The sequence below is a fragment of the Aliivibrio sp. S10_S31 genome (assembly GCF_014694495.1).
Lineage (GTDB): Bacteria > Pseudomonadota > Gammaproteobacteria > Enterobacterales > Vibrionaceae > Aliivibrio > Aliivibrio fischeri.
In genome coordinates this window covers 50,492-64,065 of record NZ_JAAUWR010000021.1, presented here as the reverse complement: position 1 = coordinate 64,065, position 13,574 = coordinate 50,492, and the positions used below count along the sequence as shown (strand labels likewise).

At 41.8% G+C, this 13,574-nt stretch carries 10 protein-coding genes; 6 read left to right on the top strand and 4 right to left on the bottom strand.

Annotation, left to right across the window (positions count from 1 at the left end):
• Nucleotides 1-3 precede the first annotated feature (3 nt).
• Together spoT and trmH are read left to right on the top strand one after the other, a co-directional pair.
• Nucleotides 4-2,127 carry a bifunctional GTP diphosphokinase/guanosine-3',5'-bis pyrophosphate 3'-pyrophosphohydrolase gene (gene spoT / locus HC728_RS16465; protein WP_190395765.1) on the top strand — a complete coding sequence of 708 codons (2,124 nt, stop codon included), beginning with the start codon at nucleotides 4-6 and terminating at the stop codon, nucleotides 2,125-2,127.
• Nucleotides 2,128-2,380: 253 nt separating this feature from the next.
• Nucleotides 2,381-3,070, top strand: a complete 690-nt coding sequence (gene trmH, locus HC728_RS16460; RefSeq protein WP_017019535.1) for a tRNA (guanosine(18)-2'-O)-methyltransferase TrmH — start codon at nucleotides 2,381-2,383, stop codon at nucleotides 3,068-3,070.
• Between the two features lie 390 nt (nucleotides 3,071-3,460).
• On the opposite strand, the gene HC728_RS16455 is transcribed toward trmH, so the two are convergent.
• The 4 genes from HC728_RS16455 to typA all read right to left on the bottom strand — a co-directional run bounded on the left by HC728_RS16455 (nucleotide 3,461) and on the right by typA (nucleotide 8,189).
• Nucleotides 3,461-4,360: a bifunctional GNAT family N-acetyltransferase/hotdog fold thioesterase gene (locus HC728_RS16455; RefSeq protein WP_005416982.1), complete on the bottom strand. Its 900-nt coding sequence runs from the start codon at nucleotides 4,358-4,360 to the stop codon at nucleotides 3,461-3,463.
• 525 nt (nucleotides 4,361-4,885) lie between these two features.
• The gene (gene dtd / locus HC728_RS16450) at nucleotides 4,886-5,320 is read right to left on the bottom strand and encodes a D-aminoacyl-tRNA deacylase (protein ID WP_065604250.1); all 435 of its coding nucleotides are present in this window, start codon (nucleotides 5,318-5,320) and stop codon (nucleotides 4,886-4,888) included.
• Nucleotides 5,292-6,224 carry a virulence factor BrkB family protein gene (locus HC728_RS16445; protein ID WP_026029354.1) on the bottom strand — a complete coding sequence of 311 codons (933 nt, stop codon included), beginning with the start codon at nucleotides 6,222-6,224 and terminating at the stop codon, nucleotides 5,292-5,294. The genes dtd and HC728_RS16445 overlap by 29 nt, the downstream gene beginning before the upstream one ends.
• 132 nt (nucleotides 6,225-6,356) lie before the next feature.
• The gene (gene typA / locus HC728_RS16440; protein ID WP_026029355.1) at nucleotides 6,357-8,189 is read right to left on the bottom strand and encodes a translational GTPase TypA; all 1,833 of its coding nucleotides are present in this window, start codon (nucleotides 8,187-8,189) and stop codon (nucleotides 6,357-6,359) included.
• 537 nt (nucleotides 8,190-8,726) lie between these two features.
• Between typA and glnA the strand changes: the two genes are divergently transcribed.
• The 4 genes from glnA to glnG all read left to right on the top strand — a co-directional run bounded on the left by glnA (nucleotide 8,727) and on the right by glnG (nucleotide 13,496).
• On the top strand, nucleotides 8,727-10,136 hold the full coding sequence (gene glnA / locus HC728_RS16435; RefSeq protein ID WP_011260968.1) for a glutamate--ammonia ligase: 1,410 nt from the start codon (nucleotides 8,727-8,729) through the stop codon (nucleotides 10,134-10,136).
• Nucleotides 10,137-10,385: 249 nt separating this feature from the next.
• Entirely contained in the window at nucleotides 10,386-10,922 is a 537-nt protein-coding gene (locus HC728_RS16430; RefSeq protein ID WP_017019537.1) for a DUF4124 domain-containing protein, read from the top strand.
• 79 nt (nucleotides 10,923-11,001) lie between these two features.
• A complete protein-coding gene (gene glnL, locus HC728_RS16425) occupies nucleotides 11,002-12,057 on the top strand; it encodes a nitrogen regulation protein NR(II) (RefSeq protein WP_041941289.1) in 1,056 nt (351 codons plus the stop codon).
• A 38-nt stretch (nucleotides 12,058-12,095) separates the two neighbouring features.
• Nucleotides 12,096-13,496, top strand: coding sequence for a nitrogen regulation protein NR(I) (gene glnG, locus HC728_RS16420; protein WP_012532770.1), 1,401 nt, complete (start codon nucleotides 12,096-12,098; stop codon nucleotides 13,494-13,496).
• Nucleotides 13,497-13,574 lie beyond the last annotated feature (78 nt).

Here is a 13,574-nt window from a genome sequence, read left to right as displayed (position 1 = left end):
AATTTGGATTTATTCGATAGCCTGAAAGATGTTGCCAAAGATTACCTGCCAGAGCCTCACATTGAGGCTCTTCGTCGATCTTATCTGGTAGCAAAAGAAGCCCATGAAGGGCAAACTCGCTCAAGTGGCGAACCTTATATCATCCACCCAGTAGCTGTGGCTCGAATCCTTGCAGAAATGAAGCTCGACCACAAAACGCTGATGGCTGCGCTGCTTCATGATGTTATTGAAGACACAGAAGTTAGCAAAGAAGAGCTCGCAGAGCAGTTTGGTGATACGGTTGCCGAATTAGTGGATGGTGTTTCTAAGCTGGACAAACTTAAGTTCCGCGATAAAAAAGAAGCACAGGCTGAAAACTTCCGAAAAATGGTCATGGCGATGGTGCAAGACATCCGCGTTATATTGATCAAACTTGCTGACCGAACTCATAACATGCGCACGTTGGGTGCTTTACGCCCTGATAAACGTCGCCGCATTGCTCGTGAAACTTTAGAAATCTTCTCTCCTTTGGCGCATCGCCTTGGTATCCACAATATTAAAACTGAACTTGAAGAGTTAGGTTTTGAAGCCCTTTACCCTAATCGCTATCGCGTATTAAAAGAAGTGGTGAAGTCAGCTCGCGGTAACCGTAAAGAAATGATCCAAAAAATTCACTCTGAAATTGAAGGCCGTATTGCTGAAGCTGGCATCACTGGTCGAGTGATTGGTAGAGAGAAAAACCTGTTCGCTATTTACAATAAAATGAAGAATAAAGAACAGCGTTTCCATACCATTATGGATATCTATGCGTTTCGAGTAATTACCAATAATGTCGATACTTGTTATCGAGCATTAGGTCAAGTTCACAGCATTTACAAACCTCGTCCGGGTCGTATTAAAGACTATATTGCTGTACCAAAAGCCAATGGTTACCAATCACTTCATACTTCTATGGTTGGCCCTCACGGTGTTCCTGTTGAGGTACAAATTCGAACTGAAGATATGGAGCAAATGGCGAACAAAGGTGTTGCTGCACATTGGTCGTACAAAGAAGGCGATAACTCTAGCACTACGGCTCAAATCCGAGCACAACGCTGGATGCAAAGCTTACTTGAACTTCAACAAAGTGCAGGTAGCTCATTTGAATTTATTGAAAACGTAAAATCGGATCTCTTCCCGAACGAAATTTACGTTTTCACTCCAAAAGGCCGTATTTTTGAACTGCCTGTTGGCGCAACGGCTGTGGACTTTGCTTACGCCGTTCACTCTGATGTTGGTAACAGTTGTGTTGGTTCACGCGTTAACCGTCAACCTTACCCGCTAAGTAAACCACTTAAAAATGGTCAAACGGTTGAAATCATCAGTGCTCCAGGTGCTCGTCCAAATGCTGCATGGCTGAACTACGTAGTGACATCAAAAGCACGTACTAAGATCCGCCAAGTGCTAAAAACCATGCGCAAAGAAGATTCTGTGGTATTAGGTCGTCGCCTATTGAATCACGCTTTAGGTCATAACGTATCACTAGACGATATCTCTCAAGAGAATATTGATCACGTTTTATCTGATCTTAAATTAGCTGAGCTGGATGACTTACTGGCCGCTATCGGCTTAGGTGAGCTGATGAGTATTGTTATTGCTCGTCGCCTATTAGGCTCTGCTGATGAATTAACAGAACAAACCTCAAACATTGAAACCACCACTGGTAAAAAACTACCAATCCGTGGTGCTGACGGCATCTTACTGACATTTGCAAACTGTTGTCGCCCTATTCCGGGTGATCACATTATTGCTCACGTAAGCCCTGGCCGTGGCCTTGTGGTTCATATGGAAGAGTGTGCAAATGTTCGTGGTTATCAAAAAGAACTTGATAAGTACATGGGCGTTGAATGGGCTGATGAATTCGATCAAGAATTTGATACGGCATTAGATATTGATATCCAAAACCACCAAGGTGCATTAGCTGATTTGGCGAATGTGATTGCAGGTACAGGATCAAATATCCGTGGTATTTCAACAGAAGAAAAAGATGGGCGCTTATATACAGTAACCATCGAGCTTACGGTGAAAGATCGTAAACATTTAGCTGAAATTATGCGTCGTATCCGTGTTATGCCACACGCACTTAAAGTACGTAGACATAAGAACTAGATGCGAGGGACGAGGTTCGAGTACGGACTTCGTCCTTTTAGTTAGAGCTATACGCTACGCTAACTAGAACGCTTCGCTCTAGAAACTATAAAATCAAAAGCATTGACCGATTTAAGAATGGTCTTCCAATCTAGCAATATAATGCTCTTATAGTCTCTAGCTAGCGCAGCGTATAGTTTCTAATTCCATTTTGACTACCTCTTTCTCGTCCCTAGAACCTAGTCCCTCCAACCTTATCTCAAGAATTAAAATTATGAATTTAGAACGCTACCAACGAATTACTTCTGTATTAAAAGCTCGTCAAACTGATCTCACTCTTTGTTTAGAAGAAGTACATAAAGCCAATAACGTTTCTGCGATTGTTCGTACTGCTGATGCAACAGGCATCCATAAAATTCATGCGGTTTGGCCTACAGAACAGATGCAGATGCTAGGGCATACTTCTGCTGGTGCTCGTAATTGGGTTGATGTGGAAACACATAAAAACATTGAAGATGCTTTTGCTACGCTTAAAGAACAAGGCATGCAGATTCTAGCGACAAACCTATCAGATACTGCAGTAGATTTTCGTGAAATTGATTACACCAAACCAACGGCCATCATTCTTGGCAGTGAAAAAACAGGCATCAGCAAAAAAGCATTAGCGATGGCTGATCAAGACATCATCATTCCTATGGTAGGTATGGTGCAATCACTAAATGTATCGGTTGCAAGTGCGCTTATTTTATATGAAGCACAACGTCAGCGTGATTTAGCGGGTATGTACAACCGTGAAGAGAGTGCGTTACCAGAAGAATACATTAATCGTGTTCTATTTGAGCGTGGGCATCCTGTATTAGCAAAGGTCGCTAAGCGTAAAGGTCTTCCTTTTCCACAATTGGATGAAACTGGGCAGATCGTTGCTGATGATGCTTGGTGGGAAACGATGCAGGCTGCGGATTAAAATCGAGAACTTAGGGTTCAGATCGGTCGCAAGATCCCTTGCAGGGTTCAGGGGTGATCGTGGTAACCGAAGCGATCACAATACTGTTCCTCCCCTTTTTCACCAATGTAACTTGGTAGAAACTGCCAATATAAGGGGAGGCTAGGAGGGGTTGTAAATGATGAAGTTTGATTTATCGGTATAATATAAAATACATTACCAACCCCCTCTAACTCCCCCTTGTATTCACTATATCGATCTTATAACTATTGTGATAAAGGGGGAGAACCATTCTTTGTCACTGTGATTTCAGCGAGCAACTCTGAAATCTGCTCTTGCTATTGCTCTTCCTGAACCCTGAAACCTTTAGGACGAAGTCCGTCCTTGAGCAAAGCGTCCTCGCCCCTGCTCTCAATCCCTCATCAACATAAACGTTCCAGTAAATTCCGCAGCGGGATTATCACCATTACACAAATCGACTTTTACTTTCACCCTCGCACGCTTACCTGATTGCAGACGATCAAAATCCCCTTCTAAACAATTCAACGAAGTAATGCCTTTAGGGTTATCAACAATGGGTTGGCGATATCGAATATGACTATCAACCAACATAATACTGGTAGTATCCAAGCCTCGTTCTTTTAGCAATAACCAAACAATTCCCCAAGCGGTTAATGTACCCATGGTGAAAATACTACCTGCGAACATACTATTATGCGGATTAAGGTTGGCATTTAAAATGGCACTGACTTCAAAACGATAACCTGTGTATTGGGTAATTTTAATCCCCATTTTATCGCTAATTGGAATTTCATTTTCCCAACGCTTCTGAAGCTCTGCGCACCAGTCAGGACGTCGCAACACATCAGCTAATGGGTCTAAATGTTTGAGCATTTGTTGGTGACGAACAGGCCCTCTTTCATCACTCAATTCCCCTTGGCTAGTAAATCCATTTCTTACATAGAATGGAATTGCATCTTCACGAGCATTACATACAAGGCGCTTGGCGTTCTCTTGTCGTGCATAAGACTCCAGAGCAACCATAATCAATGCACCAATGCCTTTTCCTCGACAATGTGGTGCAACGGCCATATAGCGAATTTGACCGTCATTATCAGGAGTTAAATATAAACGCCCGATAGCAACAGGCTGATCACGACCATCTAAAATCATTCGATGTTGGCTCATATCATCATACGCATCGCGTTCCGAACCTTCCGGCTGACGCCAAGGCTCACGTAAGATTTTCCAACGAAAATGATAGTAAGCTTTTAATTCAGCTTCTGTTGTTGGTGTGATCAATCGAAACATATAAATCCTTTTATTGTTGTTAGGGACGAGGGCGCTACGCTTCGAGAAACGAGTACGGACTTCGTCCTCGAGGAAGAGCTAAGGGTTAAGATCGGTCGCAAGCTCCCTTGCAGGGGTAATCGTTGTGATTTCAACGAATTAATCTGAAACTAGAAGCTATACGCTACGCTAACTAGAGACTATAAGAGCAAAAAGCGAGGGTTCAGGCTTCAGGTTTCAGGAAGAGCAAAAGCAAACCGAACTCAGTTCTTGCTCTTCCTGAAACCTGTAAGCGCAGCGTCCTGAAAACTAGTAACCACAACCAACCCCCTCTAACTCCCCCTTGTATTCACTATATCGATATCATAACTATTGCGATAAAGGGGGAGAACCATTCTTTGTTACTGTAATTTCAGCGAGCACCTCTGAATTCTGCAAGCGAAGCGATCTGAGCTCTGCTCTTGCTCTTCCTGAAACCTGCAAGCGCAGCGACCTGAAACCTAACTCGCCCCTCGAGCGAAGCGCCCTAGAATCTCGCCCCGGCCCTTAAACCTGCAACCAAAACGTCACAGGTCCATCATTCACTATCGACACTTTCATGTCCGCAGCAAAGCGTCCTCGCTGCGTATCTAACTTCTCTTCACATAGATCTGAGAAGTAATCATACAAACGCTCAGCGTCCACAGGGTGCGCCCCTTTTGAAAAGCCTGGACGAGTACCCTTCTTAGTATCTGCAGGCAGCGTAAATTGCGATACAACTAATACGCTACCATTTACTTGTTGCACATTTAAGTTCATCTTACCGTCTTGATCTTCAAACACTCGGTAAGTTAATACTCTTTCCATTAGACGCTTAGCTTTTGCTTCGTCATCTTCTCTTTCTACGCCTAATAAAATTAATAAACCTTGATTAATTTCACCAGTCACTTCGCCATCTACTTTTACAGCGGCTTCACTTACTCTCTGGATCAGTGCTATCACTTTCTATCAACCCTTGTTGTTCTGTTAACGCTTTAATATCTGATTCAAGTATATTGGTACTAACTTTTCCTGCTAGCCATCCTTCAAACTCACCTAAACTTGCGGTAATTTCGGCACCAATAAGAACGATAATCCAACACAAATATACCCAAACAAACAAAATAGGAACGGCTGCTAATGCGCCATAGATGACTTGGTATGAAGGAAATTGCGTTATGTATTGGGCAAACCCCACCTTACTAAATTCAAATAGACAACCCGCAGACATGGCACCAATAAGCGCATGAGTCACTCGGACTTTTTTGTTCGGTACTAATAAATACAAACCAACAAATGCAGAGAATGACAATATGATAGGTAACCAACCCAGTAAAGTCCGATAAAAACTGGAAACTATTTCATCATCCATAATCTTTAATGACGTTACGTATGACGTTGCCGCCAAACTTGCGCCAACCAACAATGGACCTAAAGTTAAGATCATCCAATACAATGAAAATGAATACATTGGACGACGCTTTTTCTTTACTCGCCAAATGTAATTCAAACTACGATCTATCGATGAGATCAGCATTACAGAAGCTACAAATAAGAAACCAGAACCTACTGCCGTCATCTTACCCGTATTTGAAATAAACTCTTTTAAGCTCGCTTCAACCGCATCGCTGGCGGCTGGTACAAAGTTTTGAATCACAAAGGCTTGTACCGTATCTCCCGCCCCAGAAAAAACAGGAAATTGCGACAATACAGACAGCAAAACCGTAATTAACGGCACCAAAGAGAGCAAAGTGATGTAAGCCATATAACCAGCACTTACCGTTAACCTGTCATGAATAACTCTTTGCTTTAAGAAAAGTAGATATGACCAGCCAATCCTCAGCTTGTGTTTTATTTTATCTTCCATCAATTCACTCTTTAACATATCAATCTCTATACATCATAACAGATAAAAAAAATCCCTTCGTAGTTGCCTACAAAGGGATTCTAAATTTTATTAGATTTGTGATTTAACTAAAAGCTAAATCCGAATCAATAATTACTTAGGTGCACGACCTGCACGCTTACGATCGTTCTCTGTAAGGTGACGCTTACGGATACGGATGCTTGCAGGTGTTACTTCTACTAGTTCGTCATCATCGATGAACTCTAGAGCTTGCTCAAGTGTGTACTTGATAGCAGGAGAAAGCGTTTGAGCTTCATCAGTACCAGATGCACGAACGTTAGTTAGTTGCTTACCTTTCAGACAGTTAACTGTAAGGTCGTTAGAGCGGTTATGAATACCGATAACTTGACCTTCGTATACTTCATCAGCGTGCTCTGTAAATAGACGACCACGTTCTTGTAGGTTAAACAGTGCATAAGTCAGTGCTTTACCTGTTGCGTTCGAAATTAGAACACCGTTGCTACGTTGACCGATAGTACCGCCTTTATGAGGACCGTAGTGATCAAACGTATGGTAAAGAAGACCAGAACCTGAAGTCAGAGTCATGAACTCAGTTTGGAAACCGATAAGACCACGAGAAGGCATCATAAAGTCCATACGAACACGGCCTTTACCATCTGGTGCCATATCAGTTAGCTCACCTTTACGGATACCGATGTTTTCCATGATACCGCCTTGGTGCTCTTCAAGAACATCGATAGTTACGGTTTCAAATGGTTCTGTTAGGTTGCCGTTTTCATCTTTTTTGATGATAACTTCTGGACGAGATACTGCTAGCTCGAAACCTTCACGACGCATGTTTTCGATCAGGATAGATAGGTGAAGTTCACCACGGCCTGATACGCGGAATTTGTCTGGATCTTCAGTTTGCTCAACACGTAGTGCTACGTTGTGAACAAGTTCTTTTTCTAGACGTTCAAGGATGTTACGTGAAGTAACGAACTTACCTTCTTTACCAGCAAACGGAGATGTGTTTACTTGGAAAGTCATTGTTACTGTTGGTTCATCAACAGAAAGTGGAGTCATCGCTTCAACGTTGTTTACGTCACAGATAGTGTCAGAGATTTTAAGCTCGCCAAGACCTGTAATTGCAATGATGTCACCAGCGTTAGCTTGTTCAACTTCGTGACGCTCAAGACCTAGGTAACCTAATACTGTACCTACTTTACCGTTACGTTTAGAACCATCAGCACCTACAACAGTTACTTGTTGGTTTGGTTTAACAGAACCACGAGTAACACGTGCAACACCGATAACACCTACGTAAGAGTTGTAATCTAGTTGAGAAACTTGCATTTGTAGTGCGCCGTCAACGTCAACGTTTGGAGCATCTACGTTATCAACGATAGCTTGGAACAGTGGTTCCATGTTTTCGCCAGTTTCACCTTCTTCTAGTGTAGCCCAACCGTTAAGAGCTGAAGCGTAAACTACTTGGAAGTCTAGTTGTTCGTCAGTTGCACCTAAGTTATCGAATAGGTCGAATACTTGGTCCATAACCCAATCAGGGCGAGCACCTGGGCGGTCAATCTTGTTGATTACAACGATTGGCTTAAGACCGTGTGCGAAAGCTTTTTGCGTAACGAAACGAGTTTGAGGCATTGGACCGTCAACTGCGTCAACGATAAGAAGAACAGAGTCAACCATTGACATGATACGTTCAACTTCACCACCGAAATCGGCGTGTCCAGGGGTATCTACGATGTTGATACGGTGATCGTTCCAGTTAATCGCTGTATTTTTTGCAAGGATCGTAATACCACGCTCTTTCTCGATGTCGTTCGAGTCCATTACGCGTTCTTCAGTCTCACCACGAGATTCTAGTGTGCCTGATTGTTGTAATAGCTTATCAACCAGTGTTGTTTTACCGTGGTCAACGTGCGCAATAATTGCGATATTTCTTAGTTTATCAATCTGTGGAGTAGACATGGATTCAAATTCACTCAGAGCGTGTAGAGCCACCATTGGCACTACTTGGTTTAAAAACGGTCAATAATTTAACAGATTTTAGAGCAAAACCCACGAAATATGTGATTAAAGACACAATTATTTTTAAATTAATTTAATACAGCACACAAAAACGATGAAAAAACAGCCAATTTACGTTCTATTTTTCCCTTCTAGGATTTTACTTCCGTCTTAAAATGAAAAAATAAAAGAACTTTAAGATCAGATAATTAAGTAAAACGAATACATTTCATTACGCTCTTTTCAAATCAATCGTATTGACAAATTTTTGATTTAACTGCTGAATAGCATCTAGAAGTAATTAATAACTTGAACTCACCTCGCACCAATATGGTGCAACTAAAGATCAAAATGGTGCAAACTGCATTGAAATACATGCACCAAATAAAACAAGTTATTGATATTAATGGATTATTACTTTTGGCATGCTTCTAGCAATGTAGTTTATAACAGCTAAGCTGACCAATATTTATATTATAACACCGGAGGTTATCCTACATGTCAGTAGAAAACGTACTAGCTCTGATTCAAGAGAACGAAGTTAAATTTATCGATTTGCGCTTTACCGATACAAAAGGTAAAGAGCAACATATCTCAATCCCTTCTCACCAAATTGATGCGGACTTCTTTGAAGAAGGCAAAATGTTTGATGGTTCTTCAGTTGCAGGTTGGAAAGGCATTAACGAATCTGACATGGTAATGATGCCAGATCCAGCAAGTGCAGTGCTTGACCCATTCACAGAAGACTCAACACTAAACATTCGTTGTGACATCCTAGAGCCAGCAACACTTCAAGGTTACGATCGCGATCCACGTTCAATCGCTAAACGTTCTGAAGAATACATGCGCTCTACTGGTATTGCTGACACGGTTCTAATCGGTCCTGAGCCAGAATTCTTCCTATTTGATGATGTACGTTTTAACACAGACATGTCTGGTTCTTTCTTCAAGATTGACGACATCGAAGCGGCTTGGAACTCAGGTACAGAATACGAAGGCGGTAACAAAGGTCACCGTCCTGGTGTTAAAGGCGGTTACTTCCCAGTAGCACCTGTTGATTCATCTCAAGACATCCGTTCAGCTATGTGTTTAATCATGGAAGAAATGGGCCTTGTTGTTGAAGCACACCACCACGAAGTTGCTACTGCGGGCCAAAATGAGATCGCAACGCGCTTCAATACGCTAACAACAAAAGCAGATGAAACTCAAATCTACAAATACGTTGTACATAACGTTGCACACGCATTTGGTAAAACAGCGACATTCATGCCTAAGCCACTTGTTGGTGATAACGGTTCTGGTATGCACGTTCACCAATCTCTAGCAAAAGATGGCGTTAACCTATTTGCTGGCGATAAGTACGGCGGCCTATCTGAACTGGCTATCTACTACATTGGCGGCATCATCAAACACGCTCGTGCAATCAACGCATTTGCTAACCCATCAACTAACTCATACAAGCGTCTTGTACCTGGTTTTGAAGCACCTGTTATGCTTGCATACTCTGCACGTAACCGTTCAGCATCTATCCGTATCCCAGTAGTACCAAGCCCGAAAGCTCGTCGTATCGAAGTTCGTTTTGGTGACCCAGCAGCGAACCCATACCTATGTTACTCAGCAATGCTAATGGCTGGTCTTGACGGTATTAAGAACAAGATCCACCCAGGTGAAGCAATGGATAAAGATCTGTATGACCTTCCAGCGGAAGAAGCAGCAGAAATCCCAACAGTTGCAGAATCTCTAGATATCGCACTTAAAGCACTAGATGAGGATCGTGAGTTCTTAACTGCTGGTGGCGTATTCTCTGATGACTTTATCGATTCTTACATCGGTCTTAAATCTCAAGATGTGGAAGCAATCAATACAGCAGTTCACCCACTTGAGTTTGAAATGTACTACTCAGTTTAATATTCACAATTTATTGCTGATTAAAGTAAAGAATTGATTAATTTTTAGGCTCGCCTCACAGGCGGGCCTTTTTTATATTGGCAAAAAAGGATTTAAAGGCAACACTCTGTTTTGGTTCGTTTTCTTTACAGAGCCGTTCGAGATTTCATCTCTGTAGTATCGTATGAAGTCATAAGATAATGGCAATCCAATTAACTGAATAACCAAGACAGTTAATTCGATCAGCAACGCATCATCCATGGTGGTAATATGTCTTATAAACAGCTTATATTTCTTATCTTATTCTCTACATCTGCCTTCGCTGGTACGGTGTACACGTGGGAAGACAGTGATGGGACAAGGCATTTCAGTGATTCTCCACCACCAACAAACATCAAATCGAAACAACTCTCTTTATCTACTAGCGTGCCTTTAGAGGAATCTTATGATGATACGGCTACATCCGTAGAACCTGTCGCAAAGAAAACCAAATCAAAAGCACCTGAGAAAAAAGACAAAAAGCTTGAGATTTCATTTAGCAATTTACAACAAGAAGAAACCATTCGAAGCTCTCGTGGACACATCACCGTACTAACGGATTTAAACCGTAAGTTATCCATCGATGAAAAACTGCAGCTTATGCTTGATGGCTCCCCTTACGGTCTACCTCAAGCATCAACTGAGTGGAAGCTAACAGGCATAGATCGAGGTACTCACCTTATTACTGTTGTTGCTATCAAAGACGGCAAGAGAATTGCATCATCACCTATTATCACCGTGTATCTACACCGACCGTCTGCAAACTAGAGGAATTCATATAGTTCCATTCTAAAAAGCAAGGTATGATGCACCATGATGGTGCATTTATTAATTTGCTATAAGGATGATGGCGTTAACGATGGATTTCTCAACTCAATTACTTGAACACCAAGTCACAGCAATTTTATTGCTCGATGATCAACGCCAAATTCATTATGCCAATCCTGCGGCTGAGCAACTGTTCTCTCAGAGTGCTCAGCGTATGGCTCAACACGCCTTTGATGATTTATTTCACTCTCCGCAATTTGATTTATCCACTCTCATGCTGCCATTAAACACTGGACAAAGTGTGACTGACAGTGATGTTCGTATCATGATTGATGAACAACCACTTTATATCGAGCTAACTTCTAGCCCAGTTGCTATCAATAAATCACTCTATTTATTAGTTGAAATTCGTCAAATAGAGCAGCAAAGACGCCTATCTCAAGAGATTAATCAACACGCACAGCAACAAGCTGCAAAGGTTCTTGTTCGTAGCTTAGCGCATGAAATTAAAAATCCATTGGGTGGATTACGTGGAGCAGCACAATTACTAGAACGCATGCTGCCTGAACGTGAACTTCATGAATATACCCAGATCATTATTGAACAAGCCGATCGTCTACGAAATTTAGTGGACCGTTTACTGGGTCCTCAAAAGCTCGGAACAAAACAGCCAGAAAACTTGCATGCTATCATTGAAAAAGTTCGCCAACTCATTGAATTGAACTCATCTTATCAAGTAAAAATCATTCGAGATTATGACCCAAGCCTGCCCGATTTTGACGTAGATGCGGAGCAAATAGAACAAGCTATTCTCAATATCGTAAGTAATGCAGCAGAAGTTCTTAAAGACCAACCTGACGGTACGATCACTTTAAAAACCAGAACCGATTTCCAAACCAACATCTATGGTCAACGTCATAAACTCGCAGCAAAAATAGACATTATTGATAATGGCCCAGGGATCCCTAGCCACATCCAAGATACGCTTTTTTATCCTATGGTTAGTGCCCGTGAAGGTGGTACAGGGTTGGGATTATCTATCTCGCAAAATTTAATTGATCAGCATAATGGGAAAATAGATGTCTCTAGCTGGCCAGGAAAAACCATTTTCACCATTTACCTCCCTCTCAAATAAAAATAACCTCACAAAAGGGATAACGGAGAAGCAAAATTATGAGTAAAGGATTTATCTGGGTTGTTGATGATGACAGCTCCATTCGCTGGGTATTAGAAAAGACCTTAACCAGCACCAATATGATGTGTGAAAGTTTTGGTGATGCTGAAAGTGTCATTCAAGCACTAGAGCGCAATGTCCCTGATGTGATTATCTCTGATATTCGTATGCCGGGAATGGATGGCTTATCGCTTCTTCATCATATCCAAGAAAATTACCCAGAGTTACCCGTGATTATCATGACGGCACACTCAGATTTAGATGCTGCGGTCAGTGCATATCAAAAAGGGGCGTTTGAATATCTACCGAAACCTTTTGATATTGATGAAACCCTAACCTTAGTGGAGCGTGCTTTAGCACATAGCCAAGAACAAAAAAAACAGAGCACCAATACCCCTAAAAAGGAGCATCATGTTCCTGAGATCATCGGTGAAGCGCCCGCTATGCAAGAAGTGTTTCGAGCTATCGGACGCTTATCTCGCTCATCAATATCCGTTTTAATTAATGGTGAATCTGGTACCGGTAAAGAATTGGTTGCCCACGCCCTACACCGACACAGCCCAAGAGCAAATAATGAGTTTATCGCTCTTAACATGGCGGCAATTCCTAAAGATTTAATTGAATCGGAACTATTTGGTCATGAGAAAGGCGCATTTACAGGCGCAAACTCCGTTCGAAAAGGTCGCTTTGAGCAAGCTAATGGCGGTACGCTATTTTTAGATGAAATTGGAGATATGCCATTAGATATTCAAACTAGATTACTGCGTGTTCTTGCTGATGGGCAATTTTATCGTGTTGGTGGGCACTCTCCTGTTCAAGTGGATGTTCGTATCATTGCAGCCACTCACCAAAACCTTGAAAAACTAGTGACTGATGGTGAATTTAGAGAAGACTTATTTCATCGCCTAAACGTAATTAGAGTTCACATTCCCGCCTTAAGAGAAAGACGTGAAGACATAAAGAAACTCGCAGAGCATTTCTTACGCTTAGCCGCAAAAGAGCTGGCAGTCGAGTGTAAAACACTAAGTCAAAGTGCCAGTGATAAATTAAGCCAGTGCGATTGGCCTGGTAATGTCCGTCAACTGGAAAATACCTGTCGTTGGCTAACAGTAATGGCAAGCAGTCAAGAAGTGTTGCCTTCTGATTTACCGTCAGAATTATTCTCAACACCAGCACCTCAACAACACCAAACCACTGATTGGCAAGAACAACTCAGTTCATGGGTAGAAAATCAATTGAATCAAGGTGAAGAAGAGATTCTAAATAAAGTGATACCTAATGTTGAACGTATCTTATTAGATAAAGCACTGCATCATACGCATGGGCATAAACAAGAGGCCGCAAAACTTCTTGGTTGGGGAAGAAATACACTCACAAGAAAGTTAAAAGAGTTGGAATAAAACTGAAGATTCTGTCATGGCTGCCGATATATCTATAATAAGCAAATTGAGTTTTTTAGATAATATCGGTCACACCAT

Excerpts from the sequence above, each read along its gene's own strand:
- trmH (WP_017019535.1), top strand. The coding sequence starts at position 2,381 with ATGAATTTAGAACGCTACCAACGAATTACTTCTGTATTAAAAGCTCGT.
- HC728_RS16455 (WP_005416982.1), bottom strand. The coding sequence starts at position 4,360 with ATGTTTCGATTGATCACACCAACAACAGAAGCTGAATTAAAAGCTTAC.
- HC728_RS16445 (WP_026029354.1), bottom strand. The coding sequence starts at position 6,224 with ATGGAAGATAAAATAAAACACAAGCTGAGGATTGGCTGGTCATATCTA.
- typA (WP_026029355.1), bottom strand. The coding sequence starts at position 8,189 with ATGTCTACTCCACAGATTGATAAACTAAGAAATATCGCAATTATTGCG.
- glnA (WP_011260968.1), top strand. The coding sequence starts at position 8,727 with ATGTCAGTAGAAAACGTACTAGCTCTGATTCAAGAGAACGAAGTTAAA.
- HC728_RS16430 (WP_017019537.1), top strand. The coding sequence starts at position 10,386 with ATGTCTTATAAACAGCTTATATTTCTTATCTTATTCTCTACATCTGCC.
- glnL (WP_041941289.1), top strand. The coding sequence starts at position 11,002 with ATGGCGTTAACGATGGATTTCTCAACTCAATTACTTGAACACCAAGTC.
- glnG (WP_012532770.1), top strand. The coding sequence starts at position 12,096 with ATGAGTAAAGGATTTATCTGGGTTGTTGATGATGACAGCTCCATTCGC.